This is a genomic window from Micromonospora sp. WMMD1274 (assembly GCF_049179035.1).
Taxonomy (GTDB): Bacteria; Actinomycetota; Actinomycetes; order Mycobacteriales; family Micromonosporaceae; genus Micromonospora; species Micromonospora tulbaghiae.
This window is the reverse complement of the sequence record NZ_JBMHMG010000001.1, coordinates 3,711,344-3,727,399: the sequence shown is the minus strand read 5'-3', so window position 1 is coordinate 3,727,399 and position 16,056 is coordinate 3,711,344. Positions and strand designations below refer to the sequence as shown.

The 16,056-nt window shown below is 74.2% G+C and carries 16 protein-coding genes; 6 read left to right on the top strand and 10 right to left on the bottom strand.

Translation table 11 applies throughout. The features are described 5' to 3' along the window. The first annotated feature begins 77 nt into the window (after positions 1–77). Positions 78–518 carry a hypothetical protein gene (locus ACN27D_RS17620; RefSeq protein ID WP_358171210.1) on the top strand — a complete coding sequence of 147 codons (441 nt, stop codon included), beginning with the start codon at positions 78–80 and terminating at the stop codon, positions 516–518. Positions 519–525: 7 nt separating this feature from the next. On the opposite strand, the gene ACN27D_RS17615 is transcribed toward ACN27D_RS17620, so the two are convergent. Genes ACN27D_RS17615 through ACN27D_RS17595 form a run of 5 tightly spaced genes read right to left on the bottom strand, consistent with a single transcriptional unit; the run spans position 526 to position 5,656 of the window. Then, entirely contained in the window at positions 526–1,236 is a 711-nt protein-coding gene (locus tag ACN27D_RS17615; protein WP_421499513.1) for an ABC transporter ATP-binding protein, read from the bottom strand. Then, the gene (locus ACN27D_RS17610; protein WP_421499512.1) at positions 1,233–2,201 is read right to left on the bottom strand and encodes an ABC transporter ATP-binding protein; all 969 of its coding nucleotides are present in this window, start codon (positions 2,199–2,201) and stop codon (positions 1,233–1,235) included. The genes ACN27D_RS17615 and ACN27D_RS17610 overlap by 4 nt, the downstream gene beginning before the upstream one ends. Continuing rightward, a complete protein-coding gene (locus ACN27D_RS17605) occupies positions 2,198–3,064 on the bottom strand; it encodes an ABC transporter permease (protein WP_421499511.1) in 867 nt (288 codons plus the stop codon). The genes ACN27D_RS17610 and ACN27D_RS17605 overlap by 4 nt, the downstream gene beginning before the upstream one ends. Continuing rightward, positions 3,057–4,061, bottom strand: a complete 1,005-nt coding sequence (locus tag ACN27D_RS17600) for an ABC transporter permease (RefSeq protein ID WP_120571929.1) — start codon at positions 4,059–4,061, stop codon at positions 3,057–3,059. The genes ACN27D_RS17605 and ACN27D_RS17600 overlap by 8 nt, the downstream gene beginning before the upstream one ends. Next, positions 4,058–5,656 carry an ABC transporter substrate-binding protein gene (locus ACN27D_RS17595; RefSeq protein WP_421499510.1) on the bottom strand — a complete coding sequence of 533 codons (1,599 nt, stop codon included), beginning with the start codon at positions 5,654–5,656 and terminating at the stop codon, positions 4,058–4,060. Before ACN27D_RS17595 ends, ACN27D_RS17600 begins: the two co-directional genes overlap by 4 nt. Before the next feature lie 203 nt (positions 5,657–5,859). Here ACN27D_RS17595 and ACN27D_RS17590 point away from each other — a divergent pair, with 203 nt between their 5' ends. After that, a complete protein-coding gene (locus ACN27D_RS17590; RefSeq protein ID WP_421499509.1) occupies positions 5,860–7,131 on the top strand; it encodes a PP2C family protein-serine/threonine phosphatase in 1,272 nt (423 codons plus the stop codon). On the opposite strand, the gene ACN27D_RS17585 is transcribed toward ACN27D_RS17590, so the two are convergent. Continuing rightward, the gene (locus tag ACN27D_RS17585) at positions 7,114–7,464 is read right to left on the bottom strand and encodes an STAS domain-containing protein (RefSeq protein ID WP_421499508.1); all 351 of its coding nucleotides are present in this window, start codon (positions 7,462–7,464) and stop codon (positions 7,114–7,116) included. The genes ACN27D_RS17590 and ACN27D_RS17585 overlap by 18 nt on opposite strands. A gap of 83 nt (positions 7,465–7,547) precedes the next feature. Next, positions 7,548–8,831 carry an MFS transporter gene (locus ACN27D_RS17580; protein ID WP_421499507.1) on the bottom strand — a complete coding sequence of 428 codons (1,284 nt, stop codon included), beginning with the start codon at positions 8,829–8,831 and terminating at the stop codon, positions 7,548–7,550. A gap of 108 nt (positions 8,832–8,939) precedes the next feature. On the opposite strand from ACN27D_RS17580, the gene ACN27D_RS17575 reads away from it, so the two are divergent. From ACN27D_RS17575 to ACN27D_RS17560, 4 genes are all read left to right on the top strand, one after another. Then, the gene (locus tag ACN27D_RS17575) at positions 8,940–10,358 is read left to right on the top strand and encodes a PLP-dependent aminotransferase family protein (protein WP_421499506.1); all 1,419 of its coding nucleotides are present in this window, start codon (positions 8,940–8,942) and stop codon (positions 10,356–10,358) included. 84 nt (positions 10,359–10,442) lie between these two features. Further along, the gene (locus ACN27D_RS17570; RefSeq protein WP_252449960.1) at positions 10,443–10,952 is read left to right on the top strand and encodes a SigE family RNA polymerase sigma factor; all 510 of its coding nucleotides are present in this window, start codon (positions 10,443–10,445) and stop codon (positions 10,950–10,952) included. Beyond that, a complete protein-coding gene (locus ACN27D_RS17565) occupies positions 10,949–11,794 on the top strand; it encodes a hypothetical protein (RefSeq protein WP_358171196.1) in 846 nt (281 codons plus the stop codon). The genes ACN27D_RS17570 and ACN27D_RS17565 overlap by 4 nt, the downstream gene beginning before the upstream one ends. A gap of 36 nt (positions 11,795–11,830) precedes the next feature. After that, complete coding sequence (locus ACN27D_RS17560; protein WP_421499505.1) at positions 11,831–13,414, top strand: DUF4139 domain-containing protein; 1,584 nt, start codon at positions 11,831–11,833, stop codon at positions 13,412–13,414. Between the two features lie 49 nt (positions 13,415–13,463). Here the strand turns inward: ACN27D_RS17560 and ACN27D_RS17555 are convergent, their stop codons facing one another. The 3 genes from ACN27D_RS17555 to ACN27D_RS17545 all read right to left on the bottom strand — a co-directional run bounded on the left by ACN27D_RS17555 (position 13,464) and on the right by ACN27D_RS17545 (position 16,010). After that, positions 13,464–13,733 carry a GlsB/YeaQ/YmgE family stress response membrane protein gene (locus ACN27D_RS17555; RefSeq protein ID WP_073825816.1) on the bottom strand — a complete coding sequence of 90 codons (270 nt, stop codon included), beginning with the start codon at positions 13,731–13,733 and terminating at the stop codon, positions 13,464–13,466. 111 nt (positions 13,734–13,844) lie between these two features. After that, the gene (locus ACN27D_RS17550; protein WP_255498983.1) at positions 13,845–14,723 is read right to left on the bottom strand and encodes an ion transporter; all 879 of its coding nucleotides are present in this window, start codon (positions 14,721–14,723) and stop codon (positions 13,845–13,847) included. 180 nt (positions 14,724–14,903) lie between these two features. After that, positions 14,904–16,010, bottom strand: coding sequence for a magnesium and cobalt transport protein CorA (locus tag ACN27D_RS17545; protein ID WP_121684433.1), 1,107 nt, complete (start codon positions 16,008–16,010; stop codon positions 14,904–14,906). Positions 16,011–16,056 lie beyond the last annotated feature (46 nt).

The window sequence follows — 16,056 nt, the reverse complement described above, 5'->3', positions numbered from 1 at the left end:
CGGCCGGGTCACCGCCATGTCCGCGCGGATCCGCCGCCCGCTCACGACGGTGACGTCGACTGCTAACTTCCGGACGCATGGACGACTCCCCTCGCTGGTACCGCCCGGCCCCCGACGTGCTGCTCACGGCCGGCAGCGCCACCGCGCTGCTCGGCTACCTGATCCCGTGGTTCCGCGCCAGCCGCCTCCACCAGTGGTCGTACTCGGGCTGGGCCTACCTGGAGACCGAGGGCGGCTGGACCTGGCTGGTCGTGGTGTCCCTCGTGATCGCCGTCCTCGCCGGCCTCTGGGCCGGGCGGAGCGTGGCGTGCGCCAAGCTCGCGGTCGGCGCGGCGGTGGCCGGGATGTTCCTCGCCGGTGCGGTGGTCGCGGTGAGCCTGGGCGCGCTGCCGGAGCGCGACAGCATCAACTGGGTCGGTGAGCTGCCGTTCGAGATGGGGATGCCGCTCATGGCGGTCGGATTCGGGGCGGTCGTCGCCGGGGCGCTGGGCACCGTACGCCGCCCGGCCGAGGAGTGACGCTGGGTCACGCCGCCGGCAGGTCCACCACCCGGGTGGCCCAGCGGGCCATCAGCGCCGGATCGTGGGTGATGACCAGGACCCCGGCGGAGTGCCGGCGCTGGTAGTCGGTGACGACGGCGGCGACGTGCGCCTGGGTGGAGGCGTCGAGCATCGCGGTGGCCTCGTCGCAGAGCAGGTAGTCCGGCCGGTGGACCAGGGCGCGCGCCAGGCAGGCGCGTTGCAGTTGCCCGTCGCTCACCGCGTGCGGGCGGCGGGTCAGCAGGTCGGGGGTCAGGCCGGCCAGGTCGGCCAGTTCCGCCGTACGGGCGGCCGCCTGCTCGCGCGGTGTGCCGGTGGCACGCAGCGGCTCGGCGATGATGTCGGCGAGGCTGAGCCTCGGGTCGGTGGCGGCGCGCGGGCTCTGGAACAGGATCGCGACGCGGGTGCGCAGTTCCGCCGGCAGGCGGTGGCGGACGCCGCCGAGCGGTCGCCCGTCGATCGTGACGTGGCCGCTGTCCGGGGCGTGCAGCAGGGCGAGGACGCGGGCGAGCGTGGACTTGCCGCTGCCCGAGGGGCCGCGCAGCCCGACCGTCTCGCCGGGGGCGACGTGCAGGTCGACCCGGTCGAGGACGCGCTGCCCGCCGTACGCGACGGAGACCTGGTGCGCGGCGAGTCCGCCGGCCGCCGCGTCACCCGGGGCGGCGGCGTCGGTGGCGCCGGGAAGCGTGATCGTCATGCCGGTACCTCCTCGCGCAGCGGGTGGTGACAGGCGACCCGGCCCGCGCCGTCTGCGGCGAGTCGGGGCAGCCTGTCGCAGGTGTCGGTGGCGCGGGCGCAGCGCGGGGCGAAGGCGCAGCCGCCGGGCAGGTCGGTGAGCGTGGGCGGGTGCCCCGGCACCGGCACGAAGGCGCGGTCGGGCAGGGCGTCGAGCAGACCGGCGGTGTACGGGTGGGCCGGGCCGTCGAACAGCGCCTCGGTGGGGCGGTGCTCGACGATCCGGCTGGCGTACATCACGGCGACGGTGTCCGCGACACGGCGCGCGGCGGCCAGGTCGTGCGTGATGAGCAGGACGGCGGCGCCGGTGTCGCAGCGGCGGCGCAGCAGGTCCAGCGTGTGGTCGACGAGCGGCCGGTCGAGGCCGGTGGTGGGTTCGTCGGCGAGCAGCACCGGCGGGTCGGGCGCGAGCGCGAGCGCGGTGGCGAGCCGCTGGGCCATGCCGCCGGACAGCTCGTGCGGGTACCGGTTCAGGTCGGCCGGGTCGAGGCCGACGTCGGCGGCGATCCGGTCGGCGGCGGCGGGCGCGTCGCGGCGGCTGTGCCCGTGCGCGCGCAGCGTCTCCTCCAGCAGCTTCCGCCCGGTACGCACCGGCGTGAGCGCGGTGGCGGGGCTCTGCGGGACGAGGCCGACGCCCCGGCCGCGTACGTGCCGGGCGAGGTGCCGCTCCCCCGCGCCGATCAGGTCGGCCTCGTCGCGGCCCGGCGCGTGCAGGCGGGCCTGCCCGGTGACGGTGGCGTTGCGCGGCAGCAGGCCGAGCAGGGCGTGCGCGAGGACCGACTTGCCGCACCCGGACTCGCCGACCACCGCCAGCAGCTCGCCGGGCCGCAGCGTGAGGCTCAGGTCGGTGACGGCGTGCACGACGGCGTCGCGCAGCCGGAAGCGGACGGTCAGCCCGTCGACGGTCAGCAGCGCCGGGACGGTCACAGGTGCAGCTCCGCTCGTACGCGCGGGTCGAGGCGGTCACGCCACCGGCCGGTGAGCACGGCCAGCGCCAGCGTGGCCGCCACGAGCAGGAGACCGGGGACGATGCTGGCCCACCAGGCACCGGTGAGCAGCGCCCGCTGCCCGTCATTGATCATGTTGCCGATCGAGGCGAGGTGCGGGGGCAGGCCGAGGCCGAGGAACGACAGCGCGGTCTCGTGCCAGACGGCGTGCGGCACCATGAGCGTGGTCGCCAGCGCCAGGCGCGGCAGCACGTGCGGCAGCAGGTGCCGGGTGAGCACCCGGACGCGCCCGGCGCCGCCGGAGATCGCGGCGTCGACGAACGGCCGGTTGCGCAGGCTGAGCAGTTCCGACCGGACGATCCGGGCGGTGGACAGCCAGTGCGTCAGCGCGATGGACGCGATCACCGCGCCGAGGCTGGGGCGCAGCATCGCCACGATGAAGATGCCCAGCAGCAGGTGCGGCAGCGCGGCGACGGTGTCCACGACGCGCATGAGCGCCCGGTCCACCCAGCCGCCGACGCTGCCGGCGACGGCACCGACCAGGCCGCCGATGACGGCGGCGACGAGCGCGGCGACCGCTCCGACGAGCAGCGAGACGCGCAGGCCGTAGAGGCTGCGCACGGCCACGTCGCGGCCGAGGTCGTCGGTGCCGGCCAGGTGCTCCGGCGAGGGCGCGAGCCGGGTACGGGAGAGGTCGACGGCGCTCTGGTCCAGTGGCCACAGGACCGGGGCGAGCAGCGCGGCGGCGACGACACCGGCGAGCACCACGACGGCGACTGTCGTGCCCACGCTGCCGGGGCGGCGCAGGCGCCGGACGCGCGCGGGAAGGGCGAGGTCAGTCATCGAGGCGTACCCGGGGGTCGGCGGCGGCGTAGGCGAGGTCGGTGAGCAGGTTCGCGGTCAGCACCACGACGGTGGTGACCAGCGTCGTGGCCGCGAGCAGCGGGAAGTCGGCGCCCAGCGCGGCCTCGACGGTGACCGCGCCGAGGCCGGGCAGGGAGAACACGGTCTCCACCAGGACGGCGCCGCCGACGAGTTCGGGCAGGTGCGTGCCGACCAGCGTGAGGAACGGCAGCAGCGCGGTGCGCAGCGCGTGTCCGAACAGGACGACCCGGCCGGGGAGCCCGCGGGCGCGGGCCGCCAGGACGTGGTCGTCGCGCAGGCTCTCGGCGACCGCGTCGCGGACGAACAGCACGAACCAGGGCGCCTGGGAGATCGCCAGCACTGTCACCGGAAGCACCAGGTGGCGGGCCACGTCGGCCGGGTCGGTGCCGGTGGCAGTGATGTCGGTGAGCCCGCCGGCGGGCAGCCAGCCGAGGCTGAGGGCGAACACGGCGATCGCCGCGAGGCCGATCCAGAACACCGGCATGGACTGCACGGCGTACGCGACGGCGCGCAGCGCCCGGTCGAACCAGCCACCACGCCGGTACGCGGCCAGCGTGCCCAGCAGCACGCTCGCCACCAGCACCAGGGCGAGCGCGGTGCCGACGAGCAGCAGCGTCCAGCCGGCCCGGGCGGCGAGCACCGAGGTGACCGGCTCGTGCCGGCTCGTCGACCACCCGAGGTCGCCGCGCAGCAGGTTGCCGACCCAGCGGGCGTACTGCACCGGTAGCGGGTCGTCGACACCCCAGTTGGCGCGGATCTGCGCGAGGTTCTCCTCGCTGGTGGTGAACGCCGCCGCGCCCGCGTACTGCTGGGCCGGGTCGATCGGGGAGGCGGCGCCGAGGGCGAACATGCCCATGCTGGTGGCCGCCAGCACCGGTACGGCGACCAGCAGCCGCCGCCGGACCACGGCACCCGCACCGGCCAGTCGCCGCCGGCCGGTCACGGGTGACGTCACGACGTCTTCGTCCAGGTGTGCACGTTCCACCAGATGCTGTTGGCGACGTCGTGCTCGTGCGGCTCGACCCGCGGCGTCACCCCGGTCACGGCGTCCTTCAGCACGTAGGTGTGCTGGAGGTAGGTGAGGAACACCCACGGCACGTCCGCGGCGAGCTGCTTCTGGAACGTGGCGTACGCGGCCTTGCGGGCGGCCGGGTCGGCGTTGTCCCGGCCGGCCTGCAACGCGGCGTCGGTGACCGCCGAGCGGTACGAGCCGGGGTTGAAGAAGCCCTGCCCGGCGAAGGCCGAGTTGAACAGCTTGTAGGAGACGAAGTCCGGGTCGTACGGCGTGCCGTAGCCCATGATCAGCGCGTCGTTCTTCATCCGCGGGGTGATCGCGTCCCAGGTCAGCCCCTCCGGGGTGACAGTGATGCCGACCTTCTTCGCGTCGGCGGTGACGGCCAGGGCCAGTTCCTTGCGCAGGCTGTCGGTGGCCGGGTACAGGAGCGCGAACGCCGCCGTACGCCCGTCCTTGACCCGGATGCCGTCGGGGCCCGGCTTCCACCCGGCGGCGTCCAGCGCGGCGGTCGCCGCGGCGAGGTCGGCGCCGGGCTTGCCCGCGATCGAGGGCTCGGCGTATTCCGACGTCGGCGGCACCGGCCCGAACGCGGGCTCGCCCGCACCGCCGAGCACGCCGGTCACCATGGCCTGCCGGTCCACCGCGACGTTCAGCGCCTTCCGGATCGCCGGGTCGGCGGTCACCGGGTTGCCCATCGGCAGCATGACGCCCCGGTAGTCGGCGGTCGGCACCTTGTGCACCCGGTAGCCGTCGCGGCTCTCGAACCCGGAGGCGAGCTTCGGTGCCAGCTCCGCCGCGTCGAACTCTCCGGCCCGCATCCGCTGGGCCCGGACGTTGTCGTCGGCGACGAACGCCACCACGACGCCGGAGTTCGCCGGCTTGCCGCCCCAGTACGTCTCGTTCGCCGCGAGCACGAGCCGGTCACCCGGGGTCCAGGACGTGAACCGGTACGGGCCGGTGCCGACCGGCTTGCGGTTGAAGCCGGCCTTGTTGACGTCCTGCCCGGCGAACGCCTTCGCCGGGACGATCCCCAGCGCCAGCCGTTGCAGGAACGGCGCGTACGCGTACTGCAGCGTGAACACCACTGTCCCCGGGCCGGGCGCGGTGACGGAGGCGAGCATGTCCAGATCGGAGCGCAGCGTGGAGTCGACAGCCGGATCGAGCACCGCCTGGTAGGTGAACACCACGTCCTGCGCGGTCAGCGGGCTGCCGTCGTGGAACAGCACGCCCTCGCGCAGCTTCGCGGTGACCGTCTTCCCGTCCGCCGAGACGGTGGGCAGTTCACGGGCCAGGGCGGGCACGAGTTCGTTGCGGGCGTCCCGGGCGACCAGCCCGTCGAAGATCAGCGACGCGCCGTCGACGCCGTAGTTGAGCACCGGGTTGAGCGTGTCCGGCTCGCCCGCGGTGGCGACCACCAGCGTGCCGGCGCTGCCCGTCCCGCCGGTCGAGGCCGTCGGCGACGAGCAGCCGGTGACGGCGAGCAGGGCGGCGGCGAGCGCCACGGCCACGCGTACGGGCTTGGGCCTGATCGCCACCGGCAACTCCTCGAACACTCGTCTGCGGGTGGCAGCGGGCGGGCGCTCCGGCGAGGATCGATCATCGCGTGCCGGAGCGCCCGCTACCGCCACTATTCGGTAGTTGCCAACTATATGCAATAACCTCTGGTCGATGACGGCGACCCGCCGCCCCCGATGTCGCTCGCGAGGCGGACGTCCGGCGCGCTGAATATGCTCAGGGGGTGAAGGACAGCGAGCAGGCGGTGCTGACCGGGATGTTGCAGTCGGCCGAGGACGCCGCCCCGGTGGAGGCGGTCGAGGCCGTCACCGGTGTCATCGCCACGGCGCTGAACGCGCTCGGTGCCTCGCTGCTGATCGCCGACCTCAGCGGCCGGGCACTGGTCCGGCTGACCCACCAGCCCGCCGGCGGCGGTCCCGGCCGGCGCCACGGCGAGGAGGACGCCGAGGTCCTCCCATTCGACGGCGGGCCCTGCGAGCAGGCGCTACGCCAGCAGACTCCCCGGGTCGTCCCCGGCGACGGCACGTGGACGGTGCTGGCGCCGGTTACCGACCGCGGTGAGGCGATCGGCCTGCTGGAGATCGACCTGCCCGACGAGCCGGACGACGACGCGGTGAACTGGGTCGCCCGTACCGCGCACGCGCTGGCGTTCGTGGTCATCGCCAACCGCCGGCACACGGACCTCTTCGAGTGGGGACAGCGGACCACGCCGTTCACCCTCTCCGCCGAGATCCAGCGCCGCCTGCTGCCCGCCTCGTTCACCTGCGAGGCCGGCGCCTTCGCCCTCTCCGGCTGGCTGGAACCCGCCGCCAGCGTCGGCGGCGACACGTTCGACTACAGCCTCGCCCGGGACCTGCTGCACCTCAGCGTCACCGACGCGATGGGCCACGGCGTGGCGAGCGCGCTCACCGCCACCCTCGGCGTGGGCAGCCTGCGCAACACCCGACGGCGCGGCGCCGGCCTGGTCGCCCAGGCCGAGGAGGCCAACCGGGCCGTCGCGGAGCACGCCAACGTACGCGGCGCGTACGTCACCGCCGTGCTGGGCCGCATCGACCTGACCACCGGGCGCTGCGAGCTGCTGAACGCGGGGCACGTCCCACCGCTGCTGGTCCGGGACGGCCGGGTCGTACCGGTGGAACTACCGGGCAACTTCCCGCTGGGCATGTTCCCCGGCGAGAGCTACCGCAGCGCGGAGCTGCCACTGCGGCCCGGCGACCGGCTGGTGGTGGTCACCGACGGCATGCGCGAACGCAACGCGGCCGACCTCGACCTGCCCGCCGCCCTGCCCCGTCTCGCCGACCTGCACCCCCGCGAGGCGGTCCGGGCGCTGTCCGACGCGGTGCTGGAGATCGCCGGGCCGGCTCTGGCCGACGACGCCACGCTGCTCGTCGTCGACTGGTACGGCGACCACGGGCCACGGCGCAGCACCGCCGGCGCCGACCTCACCCGCACCAGCGATCGCCCCGGCGAGGAGCGCTCACGGCACCAGCGGTGACGCGTCCTCCGCCTCCGGCACGGTGTCGAACAGCGGGATCACGCGGTCCACCGAGGTGATCGAGAAGACTCTGCGCACGGACGGGCGGACTCCGGCCAGGCCCAGCCAGCCGTCGCGCTCGCGCAGGCTCTTGTAGCCGACCACGAGCGCGCCCAGGCCACTGGAATCCATGAATCCGACGCCGGTCAGGTCTACGACGACGACCCGGGCGCCGCCCTCCGTGAGCTCGTGCAGCCGGTCGCGCAACTGCGGAGTGGTGCTCATGTCCAGGTCGCCGACGACTTCGACCACCGCGCCGACACGCCCCTGTCTGCTCGTCGCCGAGAACTCCACCACTCCCCCTCAACCGCGTACCTCGCTACCCGACACCGTGCCAGAAACCGGCCCCTACCGCCTCCCGTGGGGCGTACGCCGGCTCAGCGGTCTTCCCGGGACGTGGTGGACGACACCTCGGTGCCGGTCCGCCGCACCGGATCGGGAATCCGCACCGCGGCGGCGGCCCGACGGCGCTCGGCGAGGCGTACCGCCGGACGCATGGCCAGGCCCGCGACCACGAACAGCCCGCCGAGCACCAGCCAGCCCGGCGTGCCCCAGCCGAGCAGCAGCGAGGTCAGCAGCACCGGGCCGAGCATCCGGGCGAGCTGCGGCGCCATGCCGAAGAAGCCCTGGTACTGCCCCTGCCGGTCGGGGCGGGCCAGGGTGAAGCCGACCTCCCAGCCGCTGGCCGCCTGCACCATCTCGCCGAACACCTGCACCAGGGCTGCGGCGAGCAGCACCGCCGAGGCCACCCACGCGCCGCCGACCATCCCGGACACCGCGTACGCGCCGCAGGCGACCAGCAGCACCCAGCCGGCGTGCCCGCTGGCCCGGGCCGCCGTGCCCGGATCGGTCACCCGGCGGGCCACCCGGACCTGCCACAGCACCACGCACAGCATGTTCACGGTGAGCACGATCGCGCCCATCGGCGCCGGGGCGTCGGTCCGCTCCGCGATCCACAGTGGCAACGCCAGGCTGAGCAGCGGCATGTTCAGGCACATCACCGCGTTCAGCAGCGTGATCAGCGCGTACGGACGGTCGCGCAGCACGGCCAGCCGTCCCGGCTCGGGTCCGGCCGGGACCGGCGCCGCTGCCTCGGGCAGCCGGCGCACCAGCAGGGCGGCGATCAGGAAGCTCGCCGCGTCCAGCACGAAGGCCGACAGGTACGCCGGGCGGCTGTCCGCCCAGAGCACGAGCGCGCCCAGCCCGGCCCCGGCGGCTAGGCCGGCGTTCGAGACCGACTGCAACCGCGCGCGTACCGCCGTGCGCCGCGCGGGCCCGATCAGCCCAACCAGCAGCGCCTGCCGGCTGGCGGTGAGCCCGGCCTGGCAGGCGGCGTAGCAACAGGCGAGCAGCACGAACAGCGGGAAGGAGCGGATCACGAGGAAGCCGCCGAGCGCGGCGGCGGTGGCGACCGCGAAGACGCCCGTCATCCGCCGTGCGCCGTAGCGGTCGGCCGACTGGCCGGCGGGCACCCCGGCGAGGATGCCCGTCGACCAGCCCACGGTGAGGGCGATCCCGACCTGCGCCGGGGACAGCCCGACCACCCGGATGAAGAACAGCGCCGAGCAGGCGTAGAACGCGCCGTCGCCCACCGAGTTCGCGAGCTGGGCCAGGGCCAGCACCCGGACCCGGACCCGGTGGCCGGTGTCGACATCGGTCATTGCTCGTCCCCCGTTCGCCGTGCTCGCTCCTCCATCCAAGACCCGCGGATTGGCTCGCAGAAGCGCCGATTCCCGGCGATCCGATTGGGCCAATGTAGGGTCGGCGCCGTGGACGTACACGTCAGCCTGGCCGGGCCCGGCGACCGCGCCACCCGGATCCACAGGCAGTTGCTGGAGGCGATCCTGGACGGCCGGCTGCGGCCCGGCGAACGGCTGCCACCGACCCGCGAACTCGCCCGGCGGCTCGACGTCTCCCGCAACACGGTCGCGGTCGCCTACGAGCGGCTGACCGCCGAGGGCTTGCTGACCGCCCGGGTCGGCGCGGGGACGTTCGTCGCCGACGAGCCGGTCGCCCGCGCCCGGCCCCGTCCGGCGCCGGCCGGTGGGGTACGCCCCCGCGCGTTCTGGGCGTCCGCCGCACCGGCACCCACCGCCACGCCCCGGCCGGGCTACGACTTCCGGGCCGGCACCCCGGACACCGGGTTGTTCCCGCTGGCCACCTGGCGTCGGCTGGTCGCCGGTGAGCTGCGCACCGCGACGATCCGGGGCGGGTACGACGACCCGGCCGGGCACCCGGGCCTGCGTGCCGCCGTCGCCCGGTACGTGGGGCTGGCCCGCGCGGTACGGGCCGGGCCGGAGGACGTCGTCGTCACTCAGGGCGCGCAGCAGGCGCTGGACCTGATCGCCCGGGTCGTGCTCGAACCGGGCGACCGGGTGGCCGTCGAGGATCCCGGCTATCCCCCTGCCCGGCGGCTGTTCGCCGGCCACGGCGCGCGGGTCGTGCCAGTGCCCGTCGACGACGAGGGGATCGACGTACGCGCGCTACCAGGCGACGCGCGGCTGGTCTACGTCACCCCGTCCCACCAGTTCCCGCTGGGCGTCCGGATGTCGCCGGCCCGCCGGGCGGCGCTGCTGGACTGGGCGGCGGCCCGGGACGCGGTGATCGTCGAGGACGACTACGACACCGAGTTCCGCTTCTCGGCACGACCGCTGGACCCGTTGCAGACGCTGGACCGGGCCGGGAAGGTGGTCTACGTCGGCACGTTCTCCAAGACCCTGCTGCCCATGCTGCGCCTCGGGTTCCTGGTCGCCCCGGCGTCGCTGCGCCCCGCGCTGCTGGCCGCCCGGCAGCTCGCCGACTGGCACGGCGACCACACCACGCAGGCCGCGCTGGCCCGGTTCATCGACTCCGGCGAACTGGCCCGGCACATCCGCAAGGCGACCCGGGTCTACGCCGAGCGGCGCGAGCTGATCGACGCCGCGCTGCGCTCCGACCTCGCCGGCTGGCTCGACCCGGTGCCGTCCACAGCGGGCCTGCACCTGTGCGCGCGGCTGCGCCCGGAGAGCGGCGTCGACCTGCCGGCGGTCGTCGCGCGGGCGGCCGAAGCAGGCGTCACGGTACGCGAGATCGCCGGCTACCAGGCGGGCCGGCCCGGACCGGCCGGCCTGGTGCTCGGCTACGGCGCCGTCGCCACCGCCGACGTACCGGAGGGGCTCCGGTTGCTCGCCCGCAGCTTCCGCGGCTGACCGCGCCACGAATTCACTCCGCCCGCCGAGCAACCCCGGAAGCCACACCTGGCGTGACTATCCCGTATCCGATCGGAGGTCCGAATGAGTGATCGCGACACGGCGTTCGCGGAGTACTTCTCCGCGAGGCACCACGCCATGCGCGCCACCGCGTATCTGCTCTGCGGTGACTGGCACCGCGCGGAGGATCTGGTCCAGACCGGGTTCACCAAGCTGTACCTGGTCTGGAACCGGGTCGCCCGGCACGAGGCGCTCGACTCCTACCTGCGCCAGATCATCGTCCGGTCCTTCCTCGACGAACGGCGGCGGGGCTGGTGGCGGCGGGAACGGGTGGGCACGCCCGACACCGATCCGCCGGTGCCGGCGAGTCCGCCCGAGGACCGGCTCGTGGTGCTCCAGGCACTCGCCGCCGTACCGCCCCGGCAACGGGCCGTCCTGGTCCTGCGCTACTGGGAGGACCTGCCGGTCGACGAGGTGGCGGCGCTGCTGGGCTGCTCGCCGGGAACGGTGAAGAGCCAGTCCGCCCGCGGTCTGGACACGTTGCGCGGCCTCCTGTCACCCATGCACTCACCGAGCGAGAAGGGGCAACGATGAACGGAGACCAGCTGCGCGAGGCGCTTCGCGACGAGATGCTCAGCGTCACCGCACCACCGCACCTGAACGTTGACGGCATGCTGCGCTCCGCCCGGCGGGCCCGCACCAAGCGCCGAGCCGTCCGGGCCTGCGCCGGATCGGCGACTGCGGTACTCGCGGTCGCGGGCGTCGCGGGTGTCGTGGCGCTTTCCACCCCGGACGGTGGCGACCGGCGCCCGCCGGCCGCGCTGCCCCAGGCCGCCCCGCCGCCGTCGTCGGACGGCAGCGCCGAGCCGATGCCCACCGGGCCCGACGGCCTGCCGCAGGAGGACCGCACCGCGCGGGCGGGCACCCGGTACGACCAGGCCGCACTGCTGCTCGACCGGCTCGTCACAGTGGTGCCCGACGGGTACACCGCCGAGAAGACCGCCTCCACCGGAACCGGAAAGGAGACGCTGGGGACGCACGAGGCGAACTTCAGCGGACGGGCCGACGGCGTCGAGCTGTGGAGCTACATGGCCTCGGTCGACGTGACGAAGGGGACGTGGAGGGGACGCCTGCTCACCGAGGTGCACACACCGGGGAATCTGCTGCCGACCGAACCGTGCGACCTGGCGCGTGAGTTCTGGGGCATGGGGGGCGAGTGCCAGCCGATGACCGTCGGCGAGGCGACTGTGGGTGTGGTGGTCCGGCCCGGCTCGGACGACCGGTTCGACCAGTGGGCCGCCTACCGGCATCCCGACGGCGTGGTCGTCTTCGTCGCGCAGGGCGCGTACGACCGGCAGGCGCCCGCGTCCCCGTTGCCGTTCACCGCGCGCCAACTGGCGGCGCTCGCCGTCGACGAACGGCTGCACCTTCGGTAGCCCCGCCGCGGGCGCGCCTGAACTACCCTCGCCGCCGTGGACACTGTGGAGATCGATGCGCCGGTCATCGGCATGACCGTCTACCCGGACCGCGCCCGGGTCACCCGCCGCGGCGGCGTCCGGCTGGCCGCCGGCGACCACCGGGTACGCGTCGCCCCGCTCCCGCTGGGCCTGCGGCGGGACTCGATCCGGGTGGGTGGCCGGGGCGCGGTGACGGTGCTCGGGGTGGACGTGAGCGCGTGGCGGCAGGCCCGTAGCACCGACGCCCAGGTCGTCGAGCTGGAACGGCGGCGCCGCGAGCTGGCCGACGAGCTGGCCGAGGCCGGTGACACCGACGCGGTCGAGGAACAGCGCGGCGAGTTCCTCACCCGGCTGGCCGAGCGCGCCGGTGGCACGTACGCCCGGGCGCTGGCCGCCGGTGACGCGGCCCCGGCCGACGTCGCGGCCTTCACCGACTCGGTGTCCGGTCAGCTCGCCGAGTCCCGGGCCCGGCGGCGCGGGCTGGCCCGGCGGCGCACCGAGCTGGCCGAGGAGCTGGCCGCCGTCGACCGGGAACTGGACGCGGCGCGCGGCAAGCGGGAGCCGGACCGGCTGGCCGCCGAGGTGTCCGTCTCGGTGGACGCCGACGACACCGAGGTGGAGCTGGAGCTGACGTACCTGGTGGACGACGCCCGCTGGACGCCCTCCTACGACCTGCGGCTGGTCGAGGACACCATGACCGTCACCTGGTTCGGGCTGGTCAGCCAGGGCACCGGGGAGGACTGGCCGGACTGCGAACTCCAGCTCTCCACCGCCCGTCCGGCGGCGGCGAGCGGCGTACCCGAGTTGTCGCCCTGGTATCTCGACCGGTTCCGGCCGGAGCCGCCGACGGCCGTGTCGGCCGCGTCGTTCGGCGGCATGGTGCCGCCCCCGGCGCCCGGCGCGGCGCCGGCCGGCCGTCCCCGGGCGGCGCGGGCCGCGGCACCGGAGGTGCGGGAGAGCGTCGCCGAGGTGGAGCAGGGCGTGACGGCGGCTACCTACCGCCCCGCCCGGCCGGTGGCGGTGCCCGCCGACGGCAGCGCGCACCGGGTCACCATCGCGGTGCTGGAGCTGCCGGCCCGGCTGGACCACGTGAGCGTGCCGGTGCGCGCCGCCGAGGCGCACCTGCGGGCCACGGTCCGCAACACGTCGGACCACACACTGCTGCCCGGCCCGGCGTCGGTCTTCCACGGCGCCGACTTCGTGGCGGCGACGCGGCTGAAGACCTGGGCTCCGGGCGAGGAGACGGAGCTGGCGCTCGGGATCGACGACCGGGTACGGGTGGAGCGGAAGCTGTCCCGGCGCACCGAGAGCAAGGCCGCGCTCGGGTCGACACGGCGGCGGGAGGTGGAGTACCGGATCACTGTCGCGAACCACACGCCCCGCCCGGCCACCGTCGAGGTGCGGGACCAGCTGCCGGTGTCCCGGGACGAGTCCGTGGTGGTACGCGAGACCGCGCTCACGCCGCCCCCGGCCGAGCGTACGGAGCTGGGCGAGCTGACCTGGCGGTTGTCGCTGGCGCCGGGTGAGAGCGGCGAGATCGCGCTCGGCTTCCGGGTGGAGCTGGCGAAGGGCGTCGAGCTGACCGGCTGGCGGGAGTGACACGACGGGGCCGCTTCCGCGACGTGCGGAAGCGGCCCCGGCGGGTGCCTCAGACGCGGCGGCGGCCGTAGAGGCCGGCGAAGACGGCGACACCGATGGCGGCGAAGCCGACCTGGAGCGCCAGCTCGATCCAGTCGATGCCGGGGGTGTCGTCGACGCCGAACGCGCCGGCCACCAGCGTGCCGACGAACGCGGCGACCACACCGATGAGCAGGGTCAGCCAGATCGGGATGTTCTGCTTGCCCGGCACCACCAGGCGCCCGAGCGCACCGATGACGAGGCCGATGATGAGCGCGGTGAAGAAGCCCGTGATCTCCACGAGAGGCGTCCCTTCCCTCGGATGTGTTGACGCCTCGCTGGTTGCCCCGATCAACCACACGGCCAAACCCGGGAACCGCTTTCGTCACGGAACTGTCATGACCGTCCCTGATCAGTGATCCGAGGGCTGCCGGCGGCGCGGCGCGCCGGGCGGCTCCTCCCTGTCGATGCGCAGTTCCCGCTCCAGCTCCGCGATCACCATGCGCAGGTCGTCCAGACGCTGGCTGATCGCGATCCGGTCCAACTCGTCCGGTATCCCGTCCCCGTCGGAGTCGTAGTCGGACGCCAGCCCCTCGGTCATCTCCAGCCGCCGCGCCTCCTCCATCGAGTTGACGATGACGGCGATGAGGATGTTCAGCAGGAGGTTCACCGCGATCATCACGAAGCTGACGTAGTAGAGCAGCGTCCACGGCGACACCTCCAGCCCTTGCTCCAGCAGGTCCGGCAGCGTCTCCAGGGACAGCAGCACGAACAGCGTGACGAGCGAGCGACCGATGTCGCCGTACTGCTCGGGATAGCGGTCGCCGAAGATCAGCCAGCCCGCCATGCCGTACACGTAGAGCGTGACGGCGGCGAGCGCGAGGAAACCCGCGACGCCGGGCAGGCTGCGCCACAGTGCCGCGACGATGGTCCGCAGGCCGGGCGAGAAGCGGACCAGGCGCAGCACCCGGGCGACCCGGATGAACCGCAGCACCGCGGAGTCGCCGTGCAGGCCCGGGATGAATATGGCGGCGGTGACCAGCAGGTCGAAGACGTTCCAGCCGTGCCGGAAGAAGTCCTGCGGGCGGCGGCCGTACGCGAGCACCCGGATGGTGATCTCCACGACGAAGACCGCCCGGAACATCCACTCCGTCCACCGCAGCACCGGCCCGGCGGCGCCGAGATCCTGGTACGTCTCGATGCCCAGCACGACCCCGTTGGCCATGATGAGCACCACGATGGCCACCTCGAACGGCCGGGACGCGACGATCCGGGCACAGTGGCCGGCCAGCCCGCGCTTGCCGGTGGCGGTCCGGCGCCCGCCGCGCGGTGCCGGAACCGTGTCCCCGATCAGCGTTCCCCTCCGGAGCGCCGGAACCGGACGACGCGCGCACGACAGGGGGTAGCCACCCGGACACTTTAGTGGATCACCGACGGCGAACTGCTGCGGCCGAGGCGCGCCCGGCCCGGCTCACAGCCAGCCGCGGCGCTTGAACAGCAGGTAGAGCGCGCCGCAGACGGCGAGCATCAGGGCCACCGCGAACAGGTAGCCGTACCGCCAGTCCAGCTCCGGCATGTGGCTGAAGTTCATCCCGTAGACGGTGCCGATCAGGGTGGGCGCGAACAGGATCGCCGCCCACGCGGAGACCCGTTTGATCTCCTCGTTCTGCTCGAAGCTCGCCGCGGTCAGGCTGCGCATCTCCTCGTTCTGTGCCTGCGACACCAGCGTGGCGTTGACGGTGAGGATGTTCTGGAGCAGGTGCCGGAACCCGTCCACCCGCTCCACCACCTGGGTCAGGTGGTCGGCCACGTCGCGCAGCCGGCGGCGCAGTTCCTCGTCCGTGCCGTACCTGTCGAAGCCGTGTGTGAGCGCGTCGACCACCTTCAGCAGCGGCCGGGCGGCCCGCTGGAACTGGATCACCTCGCGGCTCAGCTCGTAGATGCGGCGGCTGGCGTTCGGGTCGCCGCCGAACACCTCGGTCTCGATCTCGTCGATGTCGTTCTCCAGCCCGGCGACCACCGGCGCGTAGCCGTCCACCACCCGGTCCAGCACGGCGTAGAGCACGGCTTCCGGGCCGAGCGCGAGCACCTCGGGTTCGGCCTCCAGCCGCCGCCGCACCCCGGCCAGGTCGGGTGTGCCGCCGTGCCGGACCGTGATCACGAAACCGGGGCCGAGGAACAGGTGCAGTTCGGCGAACTCGACCGCGTCCCGCTCGTCCAGGTAGCGGGCGGCCCGCAGCACCACGAACAGGGTGTCGCCGTAGCGTTCCAGCTTGGGGCGCTGGTGGGCGTTGATCGCGTCCTCGACGGCCAGGTCGGGGAGCTGGAACTCGGCCGCGAGCGAGGCGACCTCCTCCCGGCCCGGCCGGCGCAGCCCGATCCAGGCCATCGCGTCGTCGAGCTGTTGCAGGCAGCGGTACGTGTCGGCGAGGCTCATCGGCGACGCCCGGCGTACGCCGCCGACGTAGACGCCGCTGTCGACCAGCCCGTCGGGTCGCTCCGGCTCGGCCGCGCCGGCGTCGATGGCGTGCTCGTCCAGGCGGCGGCCGAACCCCTCCGAGGACCGGTTGTCCGCCATGCCCCTCCCCCGCTGCTCGGCCGGCTCGCCGAGTCCCCCGCCGAGG